Annotated in this window: 21 protein-coding genes; 13 read left to right on the forward strand and 8 right to left on the reverse strand. The window is 71.7% G+C overall.

The window, feature by feature from the left end; all coding sequences use genetic code 11:
• The first annotated feature begins 41 nt into the window (after positions 1–41).
• Genes WMF17_RS33715 through WMF17_RS33755 form a run of 9 tightly spaced genes read left to right on the forward strand, consistent with a single transcriptional unit; the run spans position 42 to position 9,983 of the window.
• The gene (locus tag WMF17_RS33715; RefSeq protein ID WP_437597360.1) at positions 42–1,028 is read left to right on the forward strand and encodes an AAA family ATPase; all 987 of its coding nucleotides are present in this window, start codon (positions 42–44) and stop codon (positions 1,026–1,028) included.
• The gene (locus WMF17_RS33720) at positions 1,025–1,933 is read left to right on the forward strand and encodes a DUF58 domain-containing protein (RefSeq protein WP_437645135.1); all 909 of its coding nucleotides are present in this window, start codon (positions 1,025–1,027) and stop codon (positions 1,931–1,933) included. The genes WMF17_RS33715 and WMF17_RS33720 overlap by 4 nt, the downstream gene beginning before the upstream one ends.
• Positions 1,930–3,192, forward strand: a complete 1,263-nt coding sequence (locus tag WMF17_RS33725; RefSeq protein ID WP_437645137.1) for a hypothetical protein — start codon at positions 1,930–1,932, stop codon at positions 3,190–3,192. Before WMF17_RS33720 ends, WMF17_RS33725 begins: the two co-directional genes overlap by 4 nt.
• The gene (locus WMF17_RS33730; RefSeq protein ID WP_437597362.1) at positions 3,189–4,334 is read left to right on the forward strand and encodes a vWA domain-containing protein; all 1,146 of its coding nucleotides are present in this window, start codon (positions 3,189–3,191) and stop codon (positions 4,332–4,334) included. The genes WMF17_RS33725 and WMF17_RS33730 overlap by 4 nt, the downstream gene beginning before the upstream one ends.
• Entirely contained in the window at positions 4,331–5,485 is a 1,155-nt protein-coding gene (locus WMF17_RS33735; protein ID WP_437597363.1) for a vWA domain-containing protein, read from the forward strand. Before WMF17_RS33730 ends, WMF17_RS33735 begins: the two co-directional genes overlap by 4 nt.
• Complete coding sequence (locus tag WMF17_RS33740) at positions 5,472–6,545, forward strand: tetratricopeptide repeat protein (RefSeq protein WP_437597364.1); 1,074 nt, start codon at positions 5,472–5,474, stop codon at positions 6,543–6,545. Before WMF17_RS33735 ends, WMF17_RS33740 begins: the two co-directional genes overlap by 14 nt.
• Complete coding sequence (locus WMF17_RS33745; protein WP_437597365.1) at positions 6,545–8,539, forward strand: BatD family protein; 1,995 nt, start codon at positions 6,545–6,547, stop codon at positions 8,537–8,539. The genes WMF17_RS33740 and WMF17_RS33745 overlap by 1 nt, the downstream gene beginning before the upstream one ends.
• Positions 8,536–9,372: a tetratricopeptide repeat protein gene (locus tag WMF17_RS33750; protein ID WP_437597366.1), complete on the forward strand. Its 837-nt coding sequence runs from the start codon at positions 8,536–8,538 to the stop codon at positions 9,370–9,372. Before WMF17_RS33745 ends, WMF17_RS33750 begins: the two co-directional genes overlap by 4 nt.
• Before the next feature lie 29 nt (positions 9,373–9,401).
• Complete coding sequence (locus tag WMF17_RS33755; RefSeq protein ID WP_012239127.1) at positions 9,402–9,983, forward strand: hypothetical protein; 582 nt, start codon at positions 9,402–9,404, stop codon at positions 9,981–9,983.
• A 75-nt stretch (positions 9,984–10,058) separates the two neighbouring features.
• On the opposite strand, the gene WMF17_RS33760 is transcribed toward WMF17_RS33755, so the two are convergent.
• Positions 10,059–10,622 carry a biopolymer transporter ExbD gene (locus tag WMF17_RS33760; protein WP_437597368.1) on the reverse strand — a complete coding sequence of 188 codons (564 nt, stop codon included), beginning with the start codon at positions 10,620–10,622 and terminating at the stop codon, positions 10,059–10,061.
• Between the two features lie 564 nt (positions 10,623–11,186).
• Between WMF17_RS33760 and WMF17_RS33765 the strand changes: the two genes are divergently transcribed.
• On the forward strand, positions 11,187–11,375 hold the full coding sequence (locus tag WMF17_RS33765; RefSeq protein WP_437479686.1) for a hypothetical protein: 189 nt from the start codon (positions 11,187–11,189) through the stop codon (positions 11,373–11,375).
• A complete protein-coding gene (locus WMF17_RS33770; protein ID WP_437597369.1) occupies positions 11,372–12,241 on the forward strand; it encodes a helix-turn-helix domain-containing protein in 870 nt (289 codons plus the stop codon). Before WMF17_RS33765 ends, WMF17_RS33770 begins: the two co-directional genes overlap by 4 nt.
• A 110-nt stretch (positions 12,242–12,351) precedes the next feature.
• Here WMF17_RS33770 and WMF17_RS33775 read toward each other — a convergent pair whose 3' ends face one another.
• The 4 genes from WMF17_RS33775 to WMF17_RS33790 form a co-directional block, all read right to left on the reverse strand.
• The gene (locus WMF17_RS33775) at positions 12,352–12,837 is read right to left on the reverse strand and encodes a hypothetical protein (protein ID WP_437597370.1); all 486 of its coding nucleotides are present in this window, start codon (positions 12,835–12,837) and stop codon (positions 12,352–12,354) included.
• A gap of 244 nt (positions 12,838–13,081) precedes the next feature.
• The gene (locus WMF17_RS33780) at positions 13,082–15,313 is read right to left on the reverse strand and encodes a family 1 glycosylhydrolase (RefSeq protein WP_437645139.1); all 2,232 of its coding nucleotides are present in this window, start codon (positions 15,311–15,313) and stop codon (positions 13,082–13,084) included.
• Entirely contained in the window at positions 15,310–16,431 is a 1,122-nt protein-coding gene (gene glf, locus WMF17_RS33785; protein WP_437645141.1) for a UDP-galactopyranose mutase, read from the reverse strand. Before glf ends, WMF17_RS33780 begins: the two co-directional genes overlap by 4 nt.
• Before the next feature lie 3 nt (positions 16,432–16,434).
• A complete protein-coding gene (locus WMF17_RS33790) occupies positions 16,435–17,574 on the reverse strand; it encodes a glycosyltransferase (RefSeq protein ID WP_437645143.1) in 1,140 nt (379 codons plus the stop codon).
• 385 nt (positions 17,575–17,959) lie between these two features.
• Between WMF17_RS33790 and WMF17_RS33795 the strand changes: the two genes are divergently transcribed.
• A complete protein-coding gene (locus tag WMF17_RS33795; protein WP_437645145.1) occupies positions 17,960–18,799 on the forward strand; it encodes an AAA family ATPase in 840 nt (279 codons plus the stop codon).
• Between the two features lie 2 nt (positions 18,800–18,801).
• Positions 18,802–20,004 carry a vWA domain-containing protein gene (locus WMF17_RS33800; RefSeq protein WP_437645147.1) on the forward strand — a complete coding sequence of 401 codons (1,203 nt, stop codon included), beginning with the start codon at positions 18,802–18,804 and terminating at the stop codon, positions 20,002–20,004.
• A gap of 26 nt (positions 20,005–20,030) precedes the next feature.
• Here WMF17_RS33800 and WMF17_RS33805 read toward each other — a convergent pair whose 3' ends face one another.
• From WMF17_RS33805 to WMF17_RS33815, 3 genes are all read right to left on the reverse strand, one after another.
• Positions 20,031–20,852 (reverse strand): Uma2 family endonuclease, encoded by an 822-nt coding sequence (locus WMF17_RS33805; RefSeq protein WP_437645148.1) that lies wholly within the window; start codon positions 20,850–20,852, stop codon positions 20,031–20,033.
• A 76-nt stretch (positions 20,853–20,928) separates the two neighbouring features.
• The gene (locus tag WMF17_RS33810; RefSeq protein ID WP_437645150.1) at positions 20,929–21,618 is read right to left on the reverse strand and encodes a sensor histidine kinase; all 690 of its coding nucleotides are present in this window, start codon (positions 21,616–21,618) and stop codon (positions 20,929–20,931) included.
• Between the two features lie 110 nt (positions 21,619–21,728).
• Positions 21,729–24,797 carry a TIGR03960 family B12-binding radical SAM protein gene (locus tag WMF17_RS33815; RefSeq protein WP_437645151.1) on the reverse strand — a complete coding sequence of 1,023 codons (3,069 nt, stop codon included), beginning with the start codon at positions 24,795–24,797 and terminating at the stop codon, positions 21,729–21,731.
• Positions 24,798–24,840 lie beyond the last annotated feature (43 nt).

Consider the following 24,840-nt stretch of genomic DNA (forward strand, 5'->3'; position numbering starts at 1 on the left):
TGTCCTCGGGCGGCCGGGCTTGCTATGAGCTCCCACCCGTTATGCACGACGTACGCGCCCTGAACGAGCTGGTCGCCAAAGAGAGCGCCTTCATCGACACCCTGCTCAACGAGGTTGGCAAGGTCATCGTCGGCCAGACGTACATGATCGAGCGCATCCTCATCGGGCTGCTCACCGGAGGGCACGTGCTCCTCGAGGGCGTCCCGGGGCTCGCGAAGACGCTCACGGTGCGGACGCTCTGCGACGCCATCGAGGCGAAGTTCTCCCGGATCCAGTTCACGCCGGATCTCCTGCCCGCCGACCTCATCGGCACCGTCATCTACAACCACCAGAAGGGCGACTTCACCTCGAAGCTCGGCCCGATCTTCGCGAACCTGGTGCTCGCCGACGAGATCAACCGCGCGCCGGCGAAGGTGCAGAGCGCGCTCCTCGAGGCGATGCAGGAGCGGCAGGTCACCATCGGCGACACGACCTACCCGCTGCCGAGCCCGTTCGTGGTCATGGCGACCCAGAACCCGATCGAGCAGGAGGGGACCTACCGGCTCCCGGAGGCGCAGGTCGACCGGTTCATGCTCATGGTCAAGGTCGGGTACCCCGCGCGCGCCGAGGAGCGGCTGATCATCGACCGCACGACCGCGGTGATCGAGGGCAAGGCCGCGAAGGTGACGACGCCCGAAGACCTGGTCTCCGCGCGCAAGGTCGTGCGCGACGTGTACATGGACGATCGCGTGAAGGACTACATCGTCGACGTGGTCTTCGCGACCCGCGAGCCCGGGCAAAAGGGGATGCGGGAGCTGAGCAGCCTCATCGAGTACGGGGCGAGCCCGCGCGCCTCGATCGCGCTGGCGCTCGCGGCGCGCGCGCACGCCTTCCTGCGCCACCGGGGCTACGTGACGCCGGAGGACGTGAAGGCGATCGGCCCCGACGTGCTCCGGCACCGGGTCGTCCTGACCTACGAGGCGGAGGCCGAGGAGGTGACGTCCGAGCAGATCGTCCGGCGCGTGTTCGAGGTGGTCGAGGTGCCGTGATCAAGGCCTCCGGCTCGAAGAACCCGCTGCCGCCCGAGCTCCTGAAGCAGCTCCGGCGCATCGAGATCCGGACGCGACGGCTCGCCAACGAGCAGCTCTCCGGCACGTACTCGTCCGTCTTCAAGGGGCAGGGCCTCTCGTTCCGCGAGGTCCGCGCTTACATGCCCGGCGACGACGTGCGCTGGATCGACTGGAACGTCTCGGCCCGCATGAGCGAGCCGTTCGTGAAGGTGTTCGTCGAGGAGCGCGAGATGACCGTCATGCTGGTCGTCGACGCCTCGCAGAGCGAGCAGTTCGGCACGCGGCGCGCGTCGAAGGCGCGCATCGCCGCCGAGATCGCGGCGCTCTGCTCGTTCAGCGCCATCAAGAACAACGATCGCGTGGGCCTCGTGCTCGCGACCGAGGCCATCGAGAAGCTCGTGCCGCCGAAGAAGGGGGACAAGCACGTGATGCGCGTCATCCGGGAGATCCTCGGGCACGAGCCGAAGTACACGGGGACGAACCTGAAGCTCGCGCTCGAGACCCTGGTCAAGGTGGCGAAGCGGCGGAGCGTGGCGTTCGTGATCAGCGATTTCTTCGCCACCGGCTTCGAGCGCTCCCTCTCGCTCGCGAGCGCGAAGCACGACGTGATCCCGGTGATGCTCGTCGACCCGCGCGACGAGGAGCTGCCCGACGTGGGGCTCGCGACGTTCGAGGACCTGGAGACCGGCGAGGAGGTCGTGGTGGACACCGGCGACCGGGCGGTGCGCGACAACTACCGCACCGCCATGCGCAAGCTCCGGGGCGACCGGGACAAGCTCTTCAAGAAGCTCGCGCTCGACGCCGTGGTGGTGAAGACGGGGGAGAGCTTCGTGACGCCGCTGCGCGATCTGTTCGCCAAGCGGGCGCGGAGGCTCAGGCGATGAGGCCGCGCCGCTCCTGGGTCGACGGCTCGGGCGCCTCGCCCGCCGCGCGCCTGCCCGCGTGGGCCGCGCTCGCGGCGGCGCTCGCGTGCGCGGCGCCGGCGCTCGCGCAGCCGAACGCGGGCGGCGCCGGCGGGCCCGCCGCTCGGGACGACGACGCGCCGCCGCCGCCGCCGCCCGCGCCGCCGCCGGCGCCCGCCGCGACGGAGCGCGGCGGGAGCGTGTGGGCCTCGTGCGCGGAGCACGTGCCGCCGGGCGCGACGCGGCCCAAGATCCAGGAGACGTTCCCGAAGAACGGGTTCAGCGGGTACGCCGCGCCCCTCGAGATCACGGTCGCGCACGGCAAGGGCGAGACGGTGCTGCCGGAGGGGTTCAAGGTCCAGGGCGACAGCGACGCGGCGCGCGCGCTGGAGAAGGCGGGGTTCGTCCTGCCCGAGGCCGACGCGGGCGCCGGGCCGACCCGCACGACGACGGCGACCGATACCGGCGCGACGACCCGGCTGGTCATCCCGTTCGTCCCGCTCCCCAAGGAGCCGGGCAGGAGCGTGCTGCAGCTGCCGCCGGTGCCGATCGCCGTGTCCCGCGCGAGCGGGGAGCTCGTCACCGTCTGCACCCGGCCGCACGAGATCGTGGTCGAGGATCCGATCGCCAACGAGCGGGATCCCAAGGTCAGGCCGAACCCGCCGCCGCGGCCGCAGCGGGAGGAGTGGGTGCTCGCGAAGCAGCTCACGGCCGGCATCCTCATCGGCGCGGCGCTCGGGCTCATCGTGGCCTGGCTGGTCCGGCGCTGGATGCGCCGGCCCCGCGTGGTGACTGCCCCGCCGCCGAAGCTGCCGTGGGTCGCCGCGCTCGAGGAGCTCGAGGCGCTCCGGCGCTCGAGCCTGCTCAGCGAGGGGCGGACCGACGAGTACTTCGACCGCGTGAGCGACAGCGTGCGCAAATACCTCGGCGCGCGGTACGACTTCGACGGCCTGGAGACGACAAGCGACGAGATGCGCGCGCTGCTCGCGCGGGTGCGCCCGCCCGTGCCGGTGCTGCCGCAGATTACGCGGTTCCTCGCCGACTGCGACCTCGTGAAGTTCGCGCGCCTCCAGCCGAGCGAGGCCGACTGCCTCGAGGCGATCGAGCGCGGCGAGGTCATCGTGCACCGCACGACGCCGCCGGCGGCGCGGCCCGCCGAGGGCGCAGGGCCTGGAGGCCCGCCCGCCGCCAAGCAGCCGCCGCCCGCTCGCCCGTCCCGGGCGCCGGAGGAGGCGCCTTGAGCCGCGCGAGGCGCGCGGCGCTCGCGATCGGGGCGACGCTGGTCGTCGCCGCGATCGCCTGCGTTTACCCCTACATCGCCCGCCGCGACGCCTGGACGGGCGCGAGCTGGCAGACCCCGTGGTTCTTGCTCGCGCTCCTCGCGGTGCCGGTCGTCTGGTACTGGGGCATCTTCGCGGAGGACGCGCGCAAGCCGCGGCTCCGGCTCGGCACGGTCGCGCCGCTCGTGCGCGGCCCGCGCGGCCTGCGCAGCCACCTGCGCGACCTGCCGGGCGTGCTGCGCACCGTCGCGCTCGCGCTCCTCATCCTGGCGATGGGGCGGCCTGTCAGCGTGCTCCGCGAGCAGCGCACGGACGACAGGGGCATCGACATCGTCGTGGCGCTCGACCTGTCGGGCTCGATGCGCGCGATCCTCGACGCGCGGCCGAGCGACCTCCCCGGCCAGCCGAAGCTGCCGCGCAGCAAGCGGCTGACCCGGCTCGACACGGCCAAGCTCGTCCTCCAGGACTTCATCGGCCGCAGGAAGACCGATCGCCTCGGCGTCGTCGTCTTCGGCAAGGCCGCGTACGTGCTGTCGCCGCCGACGCTCGACTACCACCTGCTGACGCAGATGGTCTCGCAGATGACGCTCAACGTGATCGACGGCAGCGCGACGGCGATCGGCGACGCGCTGGGCACCGCGGTCGCCCGCCTGCGCAGGAGCGACGCGCAGTCGAAGGTCGTCATCCTCCTGACCGACGGCGACTCGAACGCGGGGGCGATCTCCCCCGAGTACGCGACCCACCTCGCGACCTCGCTCGGCGTGAAGGTCTACACGATCCAGATCGGCACCGACGACGAGGTCGAGGTCGAGGACGGCGTCGATCTCTTCGGGCAGCCGCGCTACGTGCGGCACCGCTTCCCGGTGAACCCCGCGCTGCTCCAGGAGATCGCGCAGAAGACCGGCGGGGAGTCGTACGTGGCGACCGACGCGAAGGCGCTCGCGGACAGCATGCACGACGTGCTCGACCGGCTGGAGACGACCCGCTTCGAGGCGTCGAGCGCCGCGTACGAGGATCTCTTCCCGTTCCTGCTCCTGCCCGGGGTGTTGCTGATCGGACTCGACGCGCTCCTGCGCGCCTGGTTGCTCCGGAGGTTCCCTTGAACTTTGCGGCCTCGTGGTTCCTGCTCGGGACGGCGTTCGCCGCGCTGATCGGCCTCCTGCTCATCCTCGGCGGCTTCGGCGTGGCGCGCGCCATCAGGCGCTTCGGCGACGAGGATCGCGTGAAGGCGCTCACCACCGCCGACCCGGCGAAGCGCCGCGCGTGGAAGGGCGTGCTCCTCGTGCTCGCGACCGCGCTCGCGTTCGTGGCCGCGGCGCAGCCTCAGTACGGCAAGGGCACGCGGCTCGTGCCGGCGACCAACGTCGACGTGGTGGTCGTGCTCGACTACTCGAAGAGCATGTACGCGCGCGACGTCGAGCCTTCCCGCATCTTCCGGGCGAAGGTCGAGGTCGCCCGCCTGATCAAGGATCTCGAGGGCGCGCGCTTCGGCGCGGTCGCGTTCGCCGGCGAGCCGATGGGCTTCCCGCTCACCGCCGACGGCGCCGCGATCGCTCAATTTTTCCGCCAGCTCGACCCGAACGACATGCCGATCGGCGGCACCGCGATCGCGCGCGCGCTCGACCAGGCGAACGATCTCCTGAAGCGCGATCCGAAGTCCGCCGAGCACAAGCGGATCATCCTGCTCGTCACCGACGGCGAGGATCTCGAGGGCTACCCGCTGAGCGTCGCCCAGGCGATCGGCGCCCAGGGCACGACGGTCCACGTCGTGCAGATCGGCGGGCGCACGCCGGAGCCGATCCCGGAGATCGGCCCGGACGGCCGCATCGTCGGGTGGCGGACCGATCGCCAGGGCAAGCCGCTCACGACCGAGCTGTCGCTGTCGGGCGAGCAGCAGCTCGCGTCGATCGCGCAGGCGACGCCGGGAGGGCAGATCATCCGCGCGGAGAAGGGGACCACGGGCATCGAGACGATCGCGGCGGAGCTCAGGCGGCAGATGAAGAGCGAGTTCTCGGAGCGGGTCGAGACGGTCTATGCGGACGTCTACTTCTACCCGCTCGGCCTCGCGATCCTGCTCCTCATCGCCGAGGTGTTCCTGAAGGACGCTCCGCGCCGGCGGTTCGTGGCGACGAGCCCCAAGGCCGCGCCGAAGCGCGCCGCGCTGCTGAAGGGGCGCGCGGGCGGCGCAGGCCTCGCGGCGGAGGCGCGGCCGGCGGCGGAGGGCAACGCGGGAGGGCAGCATGCCGCGTCGTGATCGCAAGCGGGTAGGTCTCCCCGGGTTCTTCGAGCGCCACGGGCGCTGGCTCGCGATGGGGCTCGCCGCGGCGTGCCTCACCGGGGCCGCGTTCTCGGCGACGACGGGGTGCAGCGGGTGGGATCCGTCGTCCCCGTTCGAGCGGAACGCGCCGGCGGTCGATCAGGCGATCCGCGATCTCGACGCGGGCGACCTCGAGTCCGCCGAGCAGGCGCTCGAGAGCTACCTGGGGACGGGCGCGTGCAGCGACGCCGGCATCGGGCTGCCCGACTCCGTGCGCCAGAAGCCGAACGGCTCGTTCGATCTCGGGCTGACTTTGTTCCACCTGGCCGAGCGCTACGGCCACCGGTTCGGCGACGAGGGGCTCGCGGACGGCGGGCCGGCGCAGGAGCAGAACGACGCGCTGCGCGGGATCGAGATCGACTGCGCGCTGATCCTGGTGAAGGCGATCGGCGCCGATCCGAGCGTGCCGGCCGACCTGCGCGCGCGCGCCCGTTACCTCGCGGGCAACCTCGAGTTCTTGCGACGCAAGTACGAGGACGCCGTGACGTATTACGACAAGGCGCTGGCCATCATCCCCGGCATCTTCGAGGAGGCGGGCGGCGACGGCATCGGCCGGGACGCGGCCTGGAACCGGGCCATCGCGCTGCGGCGCATCGAGGAGCAGAAGGACGCCGCGCCGCCGGACGCCGAACCCGATGCTCCTCCGGACGCCGAGCCGGACGCCGGCGACGACGGCGGCGATCAGGACGCCGGCGACGACGGCGGCGATCAGGACGCCGGCGACGACGGCGGCGAGCCGGACGCCGGCGACGACGGCGGCGACCAGGACGCCGGCGACCAGGACCAGAGCCCTGACGCCGGCCCGCAGGATCAGCCGCCTGACGCCGGCCCGCCCGAGCAGCCCGAACCGCCGCCCGAGCAGCCCCAGGAGCAGCCGCCGACCGGGCGGCAGGACGATCGCATCCTCGACCAGCTCGAGGAGGCGCCGACGTACCAGGAGCAGGAAGCGAAGAGCAAAGCCGGCATGCGCCGCGGCCGCGCGATGGAGGACAAGTGATGCGCTCGCCGCGCACCCCCGCCCCGCTCGCGTCTGCCGCGCGCTCCCCCGCCCCGCTCGCGCTCGCCGCGCTCGCCACCCCGCGCCTTGCGCCGCTCGCGACGGCGCTGCTCTTCGCGCTGCTCGCGCTGCTCGCCCCCCTCCGCGCGCGCGCCCAGCAGCCGGCGCTCTCGTCGCGCGCGAGCTCCACCGAGGTCGAGGTCGGCGAGCCGTTCACGGTCGAGGTCAAGGCGCTCGTGGAGCGCGGCGCCGGCATGCCGTCCGATCCGGAGCTGCGCGTCCCGCCCGACCTCTCCATCGCCTCGGGCCCGAGCATCGGGACGCAGATGAAGACCCAGCTCAGCGGCGGCGTGATGACCACGCAGCTGGGCATCAGCGCGACGTGGCAGATCGTCGCGAACAAGCCCGGCCGCTACACGATCCCGGGGCCCACGATCGTGTGGAACGGCAGGCGCCTGCCGGCGGATCCGATCCTGATCAAGGTCGTGCCCGCGAGCGGGCGGCCGCGCCGGCCGAGCAACCCGTTCCTGCTGCCCGGCGGCCCGCTGCACGGCCTCCCGTGGCCGTTCAGCGGCCCGGGCGGCCTCCTGGACGACGAGGTGGTCGAGGACGAGCCCGAGGACCAGGCGCCGGAGCTCGCGATGCCGAGCGAGCCCGCCCCGGTGGTGTTCCTGCGCGCCATCCCCGACAAGACGACCGCGGTGGTCGGCGAGCAGGTCACCGTCTCGTTCTACCTGTACTTCCGCGAGAACGCGGAGATGAGCGAGCCCCGCGCCGCGCCCACCGCGGACTTCCTCCGCCACCCCCTGCTCGAGGACCCGCGCCACGAGCGGCCCGTGTACACGCGGGTCGGGGGGCACCGCTACGCGGCCCGCCTCGTCGACAAGCTCGCGCTGTTCCCGCTGAAGGCGGGCGAGCTGCACACGGGCAGCATGCAGGCGCGCATCACGGGGCGGCGGATCGGCGCGCGCGTGCTGCGCGAGTCGAACGACGTGGTCGTCCGGGTCACCGAGCCGCCGCTCGCCGGCCGCCCCTCCGGCTACGTCCTCGGCGACGTCGGTCAGTTCACCCTGAAGGCGACGGTGCAGCCGCGCCAGATCGAGCAGGGCGGCTCGGTGGCCGTGACCGTGCAGGTCACGGGCACCGGCAACTTCCCGCAATCGCTCCGGGTGCCGGAGCGGACCGGCCTCGAGTGGCTCGACCCCGAGAAGCGCGAGTCGCTCGAGCCGCGCGGCGGCGTGATCGGCGGCTTCCGTTCGTTCGGCTACGTCGTCCGCATCCAGGGGAGCGGCGCGGTGGATCTCGGGAAGATCGAGCTCCCCTACTGGGATCCGGCGCAGAAGCGCTACGTCGTCGAGAGCGCCGATCTCGGCGTCGTCCAGGTGACCCCGGTCGCGCCGCCGGCGCCGTCCGGCCCGCCGTCCGGGGCGCCTGGCGCCGGCGACGGCGTCGCTGGCAGCGCCGGGCCGTTCGCCGGGATGCCGGGGCTCCGCACGTCGCTCGGCCCGTACTCCCCGCCCGCGACGCTGCCCCTCGACGGGGCGCCGTTCTGGCTGCTCCTGGCCGCGCCGCCGCTCGTCGTCACGCTGTTCGGCGCGGGCGATCGGCTCGTGCGCCGGGCGCGCGAGCGCCGCGCGGCGGGCGCAAGCTCGCCCGCCCGGCTCGCGGCGGTCGCGCAACGCGAGGCGGAAGAGGCCGCCGCGCAGGGGGATCTCGGGGTGACGGCCGCGGCGATCGAGCGCGCCGTGCACCGGGCGATCGAGTCCGCGACGGGCCTCCGCTCCCGCGGCGTCCTGCTGGCGGCGCTCCCGGACGAGCTCGGCCAGCGTGGCGTCCCCGAACCGCTGTCGGCGCGCGCCTGCGAGGCGCTGGCCGCGTGCGAGGCGATCCGGTTCGAGCCGACCGCGCAGGAGGGCGGCGCGGCCGCCGCCGCGGCGCTCCTCGAGAAGAGCCGCGCCGTCATCACCGAGCTCACCCGATGGAAGCCGGCATGAACGGCCGCCGCTGCAGGCGCCGTCTCGCCGCCGCGCTCCTCCTCGCCGCGTGTCTCGCGCCGGCGTTGCCCCCCGCGGCGCGCGCGCAGCCGGCGGAGCCGCCGGAGGCGCTGTTCCAGCAGGGCACGGCGGCGCTCGGCCGCGGCGAGTACGGCGCGGCGGTCGACACGTTCGAGCTGCTCGCCGACCGCGGCTTCGTGCATCCGGACGCGAGCTACAACCGCGGCCTCGCCTACGTCACGCGCGTCCGCGAGGGCGCGGATCGCCCCGGCGACCTCGGCCGGGCGGCGGCCGCCTTCGAGGAGGCGCTGCGCCTCCGCCCGGGCGACGCGGACGCGGATCGCGCGCTCGACCTCGTGCGCGCCGAGATCACCCGCCGGCGCTCGCGCCGCGCCGCGGATGCGGTCGACGCGCGCCCCACGCTCGATCGCGTCATCGTCGGCCTCGCCTCGGAGCGCACCTGGGCGGCGGCCGCGCTCCTCGCGTCGCTGCTGCTCTCGCTGGGCGTGGTCCTGCGGCGCCGCCCGGCCGGCCCCGCGCACGTCGCGGGCAGCGTCCTCGCGCCGACGGCGCTCGTCGCGCTGCTCGCGCTGGTGCCGCTCACCTATGCGGCGCGGCACCTCCGCCTCACGACCCGGGCAGGCGTCGTGGTCGTCCCCGAGGTCCGCCTCCTCGACGAGGGTGGGCGCGCGCTGCCCGCCGCGGCGCAGAGCCCGATCCCGGAGGGCGCGTCGGTCGAGGTCGCCAGGAGATCGGGCGGGCTGGCGGAGGTCCGCTGGGGAGCGACGGAGGGGTGGGTTCCGGCGTCGAGCATTCGGTTGCTCGCTCCATGAGCCGCGCCATCGTGTGCTAGGTTGTCCGCGTGTGGGTACGCCGCGCAGCCATTCGCCCCGTCCCCTCGTACGCTCAGGTGCCTGCGCGCGTCCTGTCCGAGATCGAGGATCAGCTCGCCGAGGATGACGACGACTCGCGCAAGCAGCTCGACGACGCGTTCACGCGCTTCGAGCAAACGCAGCCTGCGCTGGCGGACCGGATCTCCTCGGTGCTCTCCGGCCCGCTCGACGAGACGGCGCTCGCCCTCGGCTATTTCCTGACGCTGGCCATCTGGCTCGCCTTCGACGAGCTGTTCGGCCAGGACCTCGACGAGGTCACCGAGACGGCGCTCACGGGCGTCGAGGAGTCGCTGAACCTGGACGAGCAGATCCGCCTCCACGACCCTGCCGAGGCGGTCGACTCGGACGACGTCATCGCGATGGAGCAGCCCGACGTCCTCGCGTTCGTGCAGGAGCACCTCGACGCCGCCCTCGAGGCGAACGCGCACGAGGTCGACGTCGACGACGTCCACGCGATCTACCGGGTGGTGCTGATCGAGGTGCTGGCGCTGAGCTACGCCGTCCGCCCGCCCTCGAACTGGGTAGCCCTGACGACCGAGTTCACGGCCTAGCGGCGTCGCAGTTCCCCATCCCCCTCAAATATTCGCGCTCCGAGCGGCGTTCACCCGCACAGGAGAGCGCCGCTCTTATCGCGCTGAGAAGGTGGCGAGGAACGCGGGCATCTCGACGCTGCGTCCGTCCTCGAGCAGGACGGTCCGGCGCGGGACGTTGATGGCGTCGAGCACGGCGACGAGCTCGCGGAACGGGGTCCTGTCGTCGCTGTGGAGCACGGCCTGGTCGGCGCGGCGGTCGCTCGGGGCGCGGTGCTCGCCGCCCCGCTCCCACTCGCGCAGGATGGCCTCGCTGAGCTCTCTGTAGCGAATCGCGGTGGCCCCCGCCGCGCCGATCTCGACAGGATGCTTTGGTATGCTCACCTCGCTCAGCACGGTCGCGCCCTGCTTCCACACCAGGTTGAAGCTGTCCTCGCCGACGTGGACGTGCATCGTCTTGAGAGGCTCCTTCTGACACTCCTCTCCGCACCCGGCGGCGGCCGGCGCCTCTGCGCTGGTCCTGAGGCGCGAGCTCGTGACCCACACCGCGGTGATCAGGAGAAAGGCGATCATCACCATCAACAGATCGATGAACGGGATCATGTTGATCTCGCCGTTCCGTGCCCGCCTCTCGCCACCCCCCACGTCGACGCCCGCCATGGCTGCCTCCTTGTGTGTTGGTGATGTCGCGATGTGCGCTCATGACGCCGCGAAGCGCCGCGGCTCCACAACCACGCTGCGACGGAGGGACAGAGGACGGCGCGCGCAGAATGTTCCTGGAAGGCACCGGATCGAGCGGCGTATCCGTGCGGCGTACGACGATGGGCAACCGCGGAGAGGCACGGACACGCCAGCCCCTCTCACCCCTGCGCGCATACAGACGACGCCCCCTGGAGGGACGGACGATCACGGGCGAGCGCGCGCGGTCCGAGCGCTCCGCCTCGTCCACTATCTCGGCGGTGCTCCGCTTTGCTCTTTCCAAGAACAACGCAAAGCGCAAATCACCAGAGCTTCACCGAAATACTCCTACAGGGAAATTTTCCAATCATAACGAAAACTCTCTCGATTTCAGGCGCAAATTACGACACGTTGCGCAACGAATGAGATCGTTCTGCGATGGCACAATGACGCGACGCGCTTCGAACGATGCGTCATGGTCGAGCTATCCCTTGACATACAATCCGTTATAGCGGATGATAGGTCTACGGGTTGGAGGTAAATCGGATGCGCGCCCAGAGTGCTCAAGTGATCGATCTGGAGGAGTACCGGCAGCAGCGGCGGGTGGCTCGGAACGAGCGTGCCCTCGAGAACGGCAGGGAGATGGAGATGTCGTCGGGCAGCTCGTTGACCATGCAGGCCGCGCTCTGGTGGTTCCCCGTGTGGACGTGGATGCCAGTCTGGCAGCTGCGATGAAATCGGTCCGCCAGAACACGCCGCGCGCCTCTTCCGGGTTGGTTTCCGGCGAGCCGTTCGATTCCTCGTTGCCCGTGCCGGGCTACACGAACGGCGTGGATGCGTCCACTCGGGCGACGGGGAACTCCTCACCGCTCGCCGGACCCCGTTCGCACCGCGGGCCAGAGGGCTCTGCTGGCCTTGCGGGCTCGTACGCCGTCCGAGCGACGGGGGACGGGCCGCAGAAGGAGCCGTCGCAGCGGGACGCGGACGAGACGTCCGACGGGGCCTGGACCTACGAGATGGCCCCGCACGATGCCTCCTCGGCGCTCACCGGCATCGTCGGTGCCAACCTGCGCCGCCTCCGGACCAAGCGCGGGCTCTCCCTCGAGCGGCTGGCGAAGGCGTCGAGCGTGAGCCGGGCGATGCTCAGCCAGATCGAGCTCGGCCAGAGCACGCCGACGATCAACGTGCTCTGGAAGATCTCCCGGGCGCTGGGCGTGCCCTTCTCGACGCTGATCAGCGATCAGTCGATCGGCGGCACAGCGCTCATCCCGGCCGCGCGCGCCAAGGTGTTGACGTCGCACGACGGCTCGTTCTCCTCGCGCGCCCTGTTCCCGTTCGATGTGCCGAGGACCGTCGAGTTCTACGAGCTCAGGCTCGCTCCCCTCGCCACGGAGCACGCGGATCCGCACCCGCCGGGTACGATAGAGAATCTGGTGGTGACGTCAGGGACGCTTGAGATGATCGTCGGCGCCGAGCGCCACCTGCTCGCGACGGGCGACGCGATCCTGTTCGAGGCCGACGTGCCCCACCAGTACAGGAACCCCACCAAGCTGACCGTCATCATGTACCTGGTGATGACGTACGTCGAGAAGACGGGCTGACCGGAGCGATCGGCGGTTCGAGCCGCCGCGACGCTGGGAACGCCAGGAGAAGAAGCGAGCCGCCTGCCCTGCGCCGGGAGGGGATCAGGCGCTGCGACAGGAGCGCGCGTTCACTTGCTCATGCTGGCGACGTTCGAACCGCCGCCCATGTTGCTCATCCCGCTCGTGCCGCTGCTCATGCCCATGCCGGTGCTCATGCCCATGCCGGTGCTCATGCCCATCATCATCGGCGTGCTGCCGCACATCAGCATCATCGGCATGCCCATGCCCATCATCTTCATCATGGCGTCGCAGCGCTGGCGCAGCATATCCATGCTCGCGCCATCCATGGGCATCATCTTGCAGACCATCCCCTCCTTGTCCATCTCACAGGTCATCCGTGCCATCATCGGCATCTGACCCATCATCTGAGGCATCATCCCCATCATCTGAGGCATCATCCCCATCATCTGGGGCATCATCCCCATCATCTGGGGCATCATCCCCATCATCTGGGGCATCATCCCCATCATCTGGGGCATCATCGGCATCTGACCCATCATCTGGGGCATCATCCCGATCGAGCCCATCATCGGCATGCTCATCATCGGCATCATGACGTTTCTCTCCGCGATTTCGTGGTTACGTCTGCGGCCCAGGGTAGGCGCTCACGCAGGTAGGGGCAAGCAGCGCCACCGAGTCGCGCAACTTTTCCTCCGGTGAAGCAGACGTGTCGCCGCCCTCGACGGATGATGCGCCAATGAAGCAGAGAGTCATCCGTCATCACGTGGCGACGCACTCTCCTGGGGGTCAACAGGGATGTCCGTCACCGGCGGAGAGGCCCTGGTCGTTCGTCCCGGCTCAAGCGGCCTCACGGGCGAGCTGGGCCGCCACCGCGGTGGAGAAATAGCGCGCGAGCGCATCGTCGAGCGCGGAGAGAAGGAGCCCTCGCTGGCTGCCGAGCGCGCTGTACCGGGGGCGCGGCGCGACGAAGCCGAGCGCGCTGCCAGGGCAACGGACGACGAGCGCCGTGTCCAGGCGCGCAAGCGCGGCGCTCCGCGCAGCGAGCTCAGCCCAGGTCACCGCGTCGCGGTTCGCCAGATGCCAGAGGCCGCCCTCGCCGTCGATCAGGAGATCGAGGGTCGCGTCGACGAGATCGGGTGTGTAGGTCGGCGTCACGATCAGATCCTCGGCCGCGCTGAAGGGGCGGCCGTCACGGAGCGCGCGCAGGGCGGCGGCGACGAAGCCGGCCTCGTCCCAGGGGTCGATGAGCGCCGCCGTGCGCACCACCAGCGCCGCCGGAAGGGTCGAGAGCACCTGTTGCTCGGCAGCCGCCTTGCTCCGCCCGTACGCGCTGAGCGGCCTCGCCGGGTCGGTCTCGACATATGGTGTCGTGCCGGTGCCGTCGAAGACCTGATCCGAGGAGAACGTGACGAGCCGGACGCCGCGCTCACGGCACGCCGCCGCGAGCACCGCGGGCCCGGAGGCGTTCTCGCGCGCGCAGCGGTGAGGCTCGAGCTCCGCGTCGTCGACGCGCGCATGGCCCGCGGTATTGATGACCGCCCACGGCGCGTGACGCTCGAGGGCGCGCTCGACCGAAGCGGGATCGGCGATGTCCATCTCGAGGCGGCTCAGCAGGCGGTGCGGCAGCCCGCGGTGGGCGCACAGCCGCGCAAAGGCCTTGCCGAGCGTGCCCGTGGCGCCGGCGATCACGATCGGCGGCCCTTCGGTCCGCCCGGTCAGGCCGCCGGACGGCTCGACGCACGCCGCGCCGTCGCGCTCTTCGACGCTGACCGCCGGATAAAGCAGCCGCTCCGGGCGGCGCCACCACCCCGGAAACGAGAGCACCGGGTGGTCGAAGGGCTCCCCGCGCGCAAGCGCACGGACGAGCCGGGCCAGCGCGGTCGGTCGCGGCGCCTCGCCGCGGACGTCGAAGACGCCCGGCTCGTAGCGCCCGCGCTCGCGCACGACGAGGCTGTCCCAGTCGAATGAGCCGAGCAGCGCCCACACGGTCATCGCCCGCACGTCCGCGCCCGCCGCGCGCGCGTCCACCGCCGCGCGGTACGCCTCGGCCAGCCAGCGGAGCTGCTCCTCGCGGGAGCCGCCCATGTGGGCCTCGGTGATCGCGACCGGCCGCCGGTAACGCTCCCAGACCTCGACGAGGCGCTGGAGATGCCCGCCCACGCCTTCGGCGACCACGCGCACGGCCTCGAGATCGGCGTAGGCGTGCCTGTCATTGCCGCCGTGCATCCCCGGCGGATAGCGTTCGAGGCGCTCGTCGATGAACCGCTCGCTCGTGATGTAGTAATTGACGCCGAGGATGTCCGGCGGGCAGGGCGACGCGACGAACGCCTCGAGCTCGCCGGGAAACGCGCCCCACTCGAGGAGCTGCGGATAGAACGGGTGATCCCGGTCCACTCGACCCATGAGCAGGTCGAGGCTCAACCACCTGCGGTGATTCTCGTGCTGCGCCTGGTACGCGAGCAGCGGCGTGCTGAACGTCCTCCCGAGATCCTCTGTCTGCACCAGGCGCGCGCGGGGGTTGATCTCGCGGACGGCGCGCATCCCCGCCGCGATCGCGCGGCACTGCGTGAGGAGCGCGCGGACGAAGGCGCGGCCATCCTGCCCGTGCGGGTACCAGTGGCCATAGAGGCCGGAGAAGCGCGCCGTGGTGAGCGGCTCGTTCACCGGCGTGTAGTCCTCGACCCACGGGTAGCGCTCGGCCACCGCGCGGGCGAAGCGCGCGAGCCCCTCGACGAAGCTCGGATCGAGGAGGCTCGTCCGGGGCGGCCCGCTGCCGTGGTGGACGAGCCCCACGATCGGCCGTACGCCGAGGTCGCGCAGCCTCCCGAGGCGCGCGTCGGCCCACGCGAAGCGCGCGCAGCCGTCGGGCGCCGTGCGCTCCCAGAGCACGGGGTACCGCAGCGCCCGGATCCCGAGCTCGGCGAAGCGGTCGAGGTCGTCGAGCCGGCGCGCATGGCCGTTCCAATCGAGCTGATCGTGGTACACGTCGCGGACACGGTTCACCGTGCACTCGACGCCGCCCCAGAGCTCGATCGCCGGCTCGCCGCCCTCCCCGGCCGCCCTGCTCACGCCGCCTCCGCGTGGGCCCGCCAGCCCGGGGCGCCCGTCAGCTTCGTGTAGAGAGTGAGGGCCTGGGCGACGACCTGGTCCATGTTGTAGTAACGGTACGTGCCGAGCCGGCCGGCGAAGTGGACGCCGGCGGTCGACCGGGCGAGCTCCTCGTACTTGCGATAAAGCGCCGCATTCTCCGGCCGCGGCACGGGGTAGTACGGGTCGCCGTCGCCCTTCGGGAACTCGTAGACGATCGTCGTCCTCGGGTGCGCCTGGCCGGTGAGGTACTTGAACTCGGTGACCCGGGTGTAGCTGTACTCGTTCGGATAGTTGATGACAGGCGCCGCCTGGTACACCTCCTGGTCCTTCGTCTCGAACTTGAACTCGAGCGAGCGATAGGGCAGCTTCCCGAACCGGTGATCGAAATAGGCGTCGACCGGGCCTGTGTAGATCACCTCGCGGTGCGGGACGGCATGGCAGATCTCGCGGTAGTCCGCGTTGAGCAGGATCTTGATGCCCGGGTGGTCGACCATCCGCTCGAACATCCGCGTGAACCCGTGGAGCGGCATCGCCTGGTAGGTGTCGGCGAAGTAGCGGTCGTCCCGGTTCGTGCGGACCGGGACGCGCGCCGTCACCGAGGCGTCGAGCTCCGACGGGTCGAGGCCCCACTGCTTGCGCGTGTAGCTGCGGAAGAATTTCTCGTAGAGCTCGCGCCCCACCTTGCTGACGATCACGTCCTCCGACGTGCGGATGCTCTCGCGCCGCTCGGCCCTCGAGGCGAGGAAGCCCTCGACCTCCAGCGCGTTGAGGCTCAGGCCGTAGAGGCCGTTGATCGTGTCGAGGTTGATCGGGATGGGCAGGAGCTGCCCGTCGACCCAGGCGCGCACGCGGTGCTGGTAGGGGCGCCACTCGGTGAACTGAGACAGGTAATCGAAGACCTCCCGAGAGTTCGTGTGGAAGATGTGCGGTCCGTACCTGTGCACGAGGATGCCAGCGGCGTCGTGATGGTCGTACGCATTCCCGCCGATGTGCATGCGCACGTCGCAGAGCAGGACCTTCTTGCCGGCGCCCCGGGCGAGCCGCTCGGCGAGGACGCACCCGGCGAAGCCTGCGCCGACGATGAGGTAATCGAACATGGCTCACCTCGTCGCCGCGGCCCGGCCGCGAGCCTCCAGCGTGCCCTCGAGGAGCCGCTCCATCCTGGCCCAGGTGGCGTCCCACGAGCGCTGCCCGAGGAAGTCGTCCGCGCGCGCGAGCAGCGCGCCGCGCTCCTCGGCGAGGGCCGCCTCCACGGCGGCCACGAAGTCGCCGGGCGCGTCCGCGATGCGCACGAGCCCGAGCTCGCCGTAGGGCCGCACCACGTCGCGGATCGACGTCGAGACGACGGGCCTGCCGCCGGCCAGGTACTCCGGCGTCTTCGTGGGGCTGATGAACCGCGTGGCCTCGTTCCGGGCAAAGGGCAGGAGCGCCACGTCCCAGCCCCCGAGATACGCGGGCAGCTCTTCATACGGCCTCTGCCCCAGGACATGGATGTTCGGCGCGCGGGGCAGCGTCGCCCGGTCGATCTTGACCACGGGCCCCACGAGCACGATCTGCCAGGCCGGCCGCAGCGCGGCCACGGCGGCGAGGAGCTCGAGATCCATGCGCTCGTCGAGGACCCCGAAGAAGCCGAGGCGCGGCCGCGGGATCTCCGCCTGGTCGGCGGGCTCGGCGCGGGAAGCGGCGCGCGCGCGGGCGAAGTGCGCGACGTCGACGCTGCTCGGGAACGCGTGCACGCTCGGGTGCAGCGCGCGCTTCGCCTCGTAGAGGCTCGCGCCGCCGGCGAAGACCAGGTCGGCGCGGCGCAGGAGCTCGGCCTCGCGCACCTTGAGCGCCGGGGGCGCCCCGGAGAAGGCCGAGAGCTCGTCCATGCAATCGTACACCGTCGCCGCGGGCACGAGGTGCCGAGAGAACGAGAGCGCCATTGGCGTGTAATACCAGAGCACGCAGTCGCTCATCGCGTGGCGCTTCATCATGCCGTCGAGGAGCTCGCGTTGCATGGCGGAGGCCCGCGACGGCTCGGTGCCGGAAGGCAGGTGTGGAGTCGCGACGCAGAGGCCTCCGTGCTGGGTCGCGGTCTCCTCGAGGCGCGGGGGCCCGCCGTCGAACACCGGCTCTTCGAAGAAGAGGACACGGCGCCGCCGCGCGCAGCGCGTGAGCAGTTGCTGTGGCCGCTGAAACACGAAGCTGAAACGCAGGTGCGAAAAGCAGATCACGTCTGGCTGCGATCTCGCGCTCATCGATCCCTCCCGCTCGAGTCTCGGTGTGCACCTGGGTCCCGGCCCGGGCTCCGGAGAAGCGCTATTCAAGGAGCATGCCCAGCAGCGCGCGCCGTGGTGCGGCGTCAGCGCTCCTCTCGCGGATTCACCGCGCGATTGCGGGGCAAAGGCGTGTACCTGGAGGGGAACAGGCCCTCCTCCCGCCCTCTCTCGCGCTGGGCTCCCCCGGCCGCGCTATCATCGCGCCGCCTCCTACCGAGGAGCCCGGGCCCTCGCTGCATGTCCCAGCCCTTTCCCGCGTCCATCGCGCCCGCCTCGCCGAGATCATCGCCGGCGCCCACCGCGCGCGACTGGCTCTGACCCCGGCGCGCGCCGCCGCGCTCGCCGGAGGGTGCTACCGTTCGGCATGTCCGATTTCCGCCGCTTCCGAGGCACCGAACGCTACCTCACAAGCGAAGCGCTCGAGGCCGCCGTCAACTGCGCGCTGGTCCTGGAGCGGCCGCTGCTCGTCAAGGGAGAGCCCGGCACCGGCAAGACGCTGCTCGCCGAGGCCGTCGCGCAGGGCCTGTCCGCCGAGCTCATCCCCTGGCACGTCAAGAGCACCACGCGGGCCCAGGACGGGCTCTACGTGTACGACACCGTGCAACGGCTCTACGACGCGCGCTTCGGCGACGGCGACGTGCGCGACATCCGGCGGTACATCAAGCTCGGCCCCCTCGGGAGGGCGTTCAGCGCTTCCATGCGGGTCGTGCTCCTCATCGACGAGGTCGACAAGGCGGACCTCGAGTTCCCGAATGACCTCCTCCACGAGCTCGATCGGATGCGCTTCCGCATCACCGAGACAGGCGACGAGATCGCCGCCCGGGAGCGGCCGGTCGTGATCATCACCAGCAACAACGAGAAGGAGCTGCCGGACGCCTTCCTGCGGCGCTGCGTCTTCCACTTCATCGATTTCCCGGACGCAGAGCTCATGCGGGAGATCGTCCGCGTCCATCACCCCGAGCTCGATCGGTCGCTGGCCGATCAGGCGATGCAGGTCTTCTACGAGATCCGGAAGAATACCCGGATCCGGAAGCGGCCCTCGACGAGCGAGCTCATCGACTGGATCGCCGTGCTGCGCAGGGCGGGCGTGAGCGAGGTGAAGCTCGACAAGACGCTGCCGTTCCTCGGCGCGCTGCTCAAGAAGGAGCAGGACATGACGGCCCTGGCCGACCAGCTGGCCGGCGGCAGGCGGTACCGGTCGTAGCGATGTTCGTCGAGTTCCTCTACGAGCTCCGGGCCCGCAAGGTCCCGGTCGGCGCCCAGGAGGCGATCGGCCTCGCGCGCGCGCTCACCGCGGGGCTCCACGAGAGCTCGCTCGACGGCTTTTACCACGTCGCGCGGGCGCTCCTTGTCCACTCCGAGGCGCACCTCGACGACTTCGATCTCGCGTTCGCCCAGCACTTCCGCGGCGTGCACGTGGAGGCCAAGGCGATCGCGGAGGAGCTCCTCTCGTGGCTCCGGGATCCGGTCAAGATGCGCGCCCTCTCCGAGGAGGAGAAGGCGATGATCGAGGAGCTCGACCTGGAGGAGGTCCTCCGGCGGTTCGAGGAGCGCCTCCGCGAGCAGCGGGAGCGCCACGACGGGGGGAACCGGTGGATCGGGACCGGCGGCACCTCGCCGTTCGGGCGCGGCGGCTTCAACCCGAGCGGCATCCAGGTCGGCGGCTCCGCGGGCGGGCGTGGCGGCGCCGTGCAGGACGCCGACGCGCGCCGCTACCGGCCCTACCGCAGCGATCTCACGCTCGACGTGCGCCAGATCGAGGTGGCGCTGCGCAAGCTGCGCGCCTTCGCGCGCGAGGGAGGCGACCGCGAGCTCGACATCGAGGCGACGATCGACGCGACGGCCAGGAACGCGGGCGAGATCGAGATCGTCACGCGGCCCCCGCGCCGGCCGAACACGCGCGTGGTCCTGATGATGGACGTGGGCGGCTCGATGGATCCCAGCGCCGCGCTCGTGTCGCAGCTGTTCAGCGCGGCGAAGCGCGCGACGCACTGGAAGGAGCTGAGGAGCTACTACTTCCACAACTGCGTGTACGAAAAGTTGTATAGAACCGAAGGGTTACAGGACCCTGTCCCGGTGCGAGAGCTGCTCCGCGAGTGCGGCAAGCACCACAAGCTCGTGATGGTCGGAGACGCCTCGATGGCGCCCTACGAGCTGCTCGGCTCGTCGGGCTACGGCGGCGGGGCGGGCTCCTCGTCCGAGCCCGACGCGCGGCTGCCCGGGATCGCGTGGCTGATGATGCTCCGCGACCATTTCGACCGCGCCGTGTGGCTGAACCCGGACGGGATCGGCCCCTACCCGCACCCGACCGTCGACGCGATCAAGGGGATCTTCCCGATGTTCGCGCTCACGCTCGAGGGCCTGGGAGAGGCCGTCTGCGAGCTCGTCCGCGGCCGCAGCCGCGCCTGATCCGGGCGAGGAGCGCGGGCGCGGGGTCAACGGCCCGCGCGCCTGAACACCTCCGCCGTGGTCGACGCGACGAGGGCGCGATCGAGCCAGCCATCCAGCGCGCGCTCGCTCCTGCACGACGAGATCTTCGCCGCCGCCGCCTTCGTGAGCCGCAGCCCTCGCCGATCGAGGACGCGCCTCAGCGCATCGCGTTTGCCCTCGAGGATCCCTTCCTCGCGCCCCTGTTCGCGCCCCTCTTCGCGCCCTGCAGCGAGCACGGCGTCGAGGTCGTCGTAGCCGCGCCGCTGGAGCAGGTTGGTCAGCGTGGCCTTCTCCGCCTCGCTGCGGTCGTAGAGCGCCTCGACGGGGACCGCGTTCTTCAGGATGCCCGGCGCGCTCAGCAGCTGCCCGGGGAGCACGACGCGCATCTTCCGGCGGGGCTCGTGCACCTCGACCCGCCGCGGACCGTTGAGCCGTACCACCCACAGGAGCTTCGTGCCGGCCTCGAGCAGGTCGGCGATCTTCTCCTGGAGCTTCTCCTCGTCCTGCCCCACATCGGCGTACTCGATGGCGAGCTCCGGTACCCCCTTCACCCAGCCGGGCCTGTCGGGCACGTTCCCCACCGCGACGTCCGGCGCCCGGAGGGTGCCCTGCCCCAGGGTGTAACCCGTGTCCACGCCCGCCTCCTGGACCGCCGGATCCCACCCCACGACCGAGCTGCCCAGGTGGTTCGGCCCGGAGGCTCGCCCCCCCGTGGGGGCGCAGTAAACGGGGTGGCCGTTCGACAGCTCGTACGGGTCGCCCGAGCGGACGTGCTCCGCGCGAAAAGGGCCGCGTCCCGACGGATGGCGCTTGGCTTGCCCGTGCATGAGAGGACGATAGCACGCGGGTGGCGCGCCCCGGCGCGCCGGCGCGACCGGCCGTGGGTTCGGCCGGCGCTACCGGCTACTGGCTCGGCAGCCACATGCGGAACGCCGTGCCCGTGCAACGGCCCATCGTCGCCGTGATCTCGCCGCCGTGCGCCTCGACGATGACCCGGCTCAGCGCGAGCCCGAGGCCGGTCCCCTTCACCTTGGCGGTCACGAGCGGCTCGAAGAGGTGGTCGACCACGCAGGGGTGGACGCCGGGGCCGTTGTCCTCGACCTCGAGGTACGTGCGCTCGTCGCCGCGCCACGCGCGCGTGACGATCGAGCCGCCGGGGGCGTTGTCGAGCGCCTCGATCGCGTTGAGATAAAGGTTCGAGAAGACGCGCTCGAGCAGGATGGGGTCGCACAGGAGCGTGAGGTCGGCCGGCGCGACGGCGACCTCGAACCGGACCGCCGTGGGCAGGACCAGCGCGTGCCGGGCGCTCTCGATCAGCTTGCCGACATGCGCCGGTTCGCGCCGCAGCGGCTCGCCGCGCGCCAGCCCGAGGACGCTGCCGATGACCTCGTGCGCCTTGCGGATCTCGCACGTCACCCGGTCGAGATGGCGCAGCAGGCGGGGCCGATCGTCGAGATCGCGCTGCGCCAGGTAGAGCGACGACTCCGCGACCGCGAGGGCGTTGCGCAGCTCATGGGCGACGCTCGCACCAACCGCTCCCGCCGCGGCGAGGCGCGCGGCGCAGCATTCGGTTTCGTGACCCTCTTTTGCCATAAAGCAGAGCGCAGCGTAGCCCATCCGCGGGCGATCGCCCGCGCGCTCCCCGCAGACGACGCGCCGCCGTCACCCGGAGGATCTTTGCGACGCGACCGTCCCGGGCTGGCTCACTCGGCGTCCGCGGCGAGCGCGAGGGACGGCGCCCGCTCCGGAGCCGACTTGACGCGGCGCGCCCGATCGAGGTCGAAGAGCGAGAAGCGCTCGCCCGCGGCGGAGCCCGCCGGCGCGGCGCGGCCGAACAGCTGAAGCCGCACGGCGCGGTGCGGCGGCGGCGTGATCGCGCCCGGCGCCTCCCCGGGCTCGCCCGCGATCACCGCCGCGACCTCGGACGATTTCACCGCGCCCGAGCCGCGGATGTCGACCTCGACCTCGACGGCGACGAGGTCGCCGACGAGCCCGGCGCGCGCGAGCGCCGAGAGCACCTCCGGCCCGCCGACCTCGGCCCGCACGAGGTACTGGCGCACGTCGACCATCTTCGCGAGCCGGTCGATCTCCCGGCGGATCGGGAGCGACGCGGCCGAGAGGACGGCGCTGCAGCGGGCGGCGAGGGAGGCCTCCGCGTCGCCGCCGATCGCGGAGCGCGCGAACACGAGCGCGTAGCGCGCGCCGGCGATCAGCTTGCTCAGGGCGGGGTCTTCGGGGCCGAGCTTCACGGCGCCGCGGAACGCGAGCCCGCGGGGGCTCGCGGCCGACATCGAGGCGACGAGCGCGTCGAGCGCGGCGGGATCGAGATCGCGCTCGAGGCGGAGGTCGACGTACTCGTCGAGGCTGATGACGCCGAGCGAGAGCGCCGGAGAGAACGTCATGTCGGGCTTCGGGTGGAAGCCCGCGGTGTAGGTCATCGGCATGCCGACGCGCCGGATCACGCGGGGCAGCTCGCGCACGACGTCCAGGTGGCCGAGCAGCGCCACCGGCCCGGTCTTCTCGAAGCGGAAGCGGTAGCGGAAGCCGCCGCGCCCCTTCGGCGCGGGCGCGTTCCGCTTCGCGCGCGGGGGCGCCTCGCCGCCGGCGGGGGGAGGCGCCGCGGCCTCGGCGGGGGGAGGCACCGCGGCCTCGGCGCGGGCCGGATCCTCGTCGCCGGCGCGCGGGGCGTCGTCCGCGCCGGCGCGGGAGAGCTCCGCGTCGCCGGCGCGGGCCGGCTCGGCGGGCGGGCCGCCGTCGGCAGCCGACGGCGCGGCGCCGGCAGGCGGCGCGGCGGCTGCGTCGGTGAGCACCGGCAGCGAGCGCTTGTGGGCGCCGAGCCGGTCGAGGAAGGTCAGCCGCTCGTCGCGCATCAGCGTCATATCGCAGGCGACGCCGCAGTCGTAGCAGACGAGCCGCCGCGTATCGGCCGTGGCGTCGTCGAGGTTCGTGTGGTGCACGAACATGCCGGCGACCTTGCCGCACGGCGGGCTGAGGCGGCTCTGGAGCGCCTTCCGGTACTCCTTCGCGAGGAAGCCATCCTCGAGGCCGACGTCGATGTGATCCCACGGCAGCCGCGCCGTGACCGGGAGGGTGCCGAGGTACTTCGCCCGGCCGACGCCGGTGTGCGTGAACGCCTCCTCCCACACGGACAGCTTGATCTGATCGTCCCACGAGTCGAAGCGGGCGCCGCCGCGCCACGCCCGCTCGAGGACGTCGGCGAGGGGGCGGTCGCCGCGGGCGAAGATGCCCTCGAGGACGCTGGCGTTGGCCTCGTGGGTCTTCAGCGTGACGGCGCGGTAGGGCCGCACCGTGTCCTTGAGCAGCTGCTGCTTGCGCCCGACCTCGGAGAGCGTGTCCATCGCCGCCCACTGGAAGGGGGTGTGGGGCTTCGGCACGTGCGTCGACACGCTGACCGTCACGTCGGCCGGCTTGCCCTTGCCGGCCGCCCTCCGGCCGGCGCCGGCCGCGCGGGCGCCCGTCTCGACGATGCCGCGCACGTCCTCGTCGGTCTCGGTCGGGAGGCCGATCATGAAGTAGAGCTTCATCTTGCCCCAGCCGCGGCTGAACACGCGCTCGGCCGTCTCGAGGAGCTGCTCCTCCGTGACGTTCTTGTTCACGACGTCGCGCATCCTCTGGGTCCCCGCCTCGGGCGCGAAGGTGAGGCCCGTCGCGCGCACGCGCTTGAGCTCGTCGAGCAGGTCGGGCTCGAGCCCGTAGGCGCGCAGCGACGAGACGCCGAGCGAGATGCGCTCTCTGGTGAGGCGCTCGGTGACCTTCTTGACGAGCGGCGAGATGCACGAGACATCGGCGGTCGACAGCGCCGTGAGCGAGACCTCGTCCTGGCCGGACTTCTGCACCGCGCGCATCACGGTCTCGACGATCTGCTCGGGATCGCGCTCGCGGACGGGGCGGTAGATCATCCCGGCCTGGCAGAAGCGGCACCCCTCGGTACAGCCGCGGGCGATCTCGATCGACATCCGGTCGAAGATGGCCTCGGGGCCGCCGGTGGGGCTCTCGTCGGGGAACGGGTACTTGTTCAGATCGACGAGGGCGCGCTCGATCGGGAACGGGATCCCGGAGACGAGCGGGCGATCGACGACCTCGAAGCCGGTGCCGGGGTCGATCCGGGTCGCGTAGAGCGAGGGCACGTACACCGCGCCGAGGCGCGCGATCGCGACGAGCCGCTCGCGCCGCGGCACGCCCTCGCGCTTGAGCCGGGTCCACAGGAGAGCGACCTCGGTCGCCTTCTCCTCGCCGTCGCCGATGACGAGGGCGTCGAGGAAGGGGGCGATCGGCTCCGGGTGGGTCGCCGTCGGGCCGCCCGCGATCACGATCGGGTCGTCCTCGCCGCGGCCTTCCGCGCGCAGCGGGACGCCGCCGAGGTGCAGCATCGTGAGGATGTTGGAGTAGGTGAGCTCGAACTGCAGGGAGAAGCCCACGACATCGAAGTCCCTGAGCGGGCGCGCCGACTCGAGCGAGACGAGCGGCAGCCCGCGCTTCACGAGCTGGGCCTCCATGTCGACCCACGGCGCATAGCAGCGCTCGGCCAGCGTGCGCGGGTCGTCGTTCAGGAGCTTGTAGAGGATCTTGAAGCCGAGGTGGCTCATCCCGATGTCGTAGACGTCCGGGAAGGCGAGGCAGACGCGCGCCTCGACCGACGCCCAGTCCTTCACGACCGAGCCGACCTCGCCGCCCGCGTAGCGCGCAGGCTTCTCGACCTGATCGAGAAAGGAGGCGTACGGGTGACCGGCGAGCAGGGGGAGGCTGTCCATGGCGCTCCGGCGCGTAGCATGGCCGGCGCGCAGCGGCACCCGC

Origin of the sequence: Sorangium sp. So ce362 (genome assembly GCF_051519845.1) — a bacterium.
Lineage (GTDB): Bacteria > Myxococcota_A > Polyangia > Polyangiales > Polyangiaceae > Sorangium.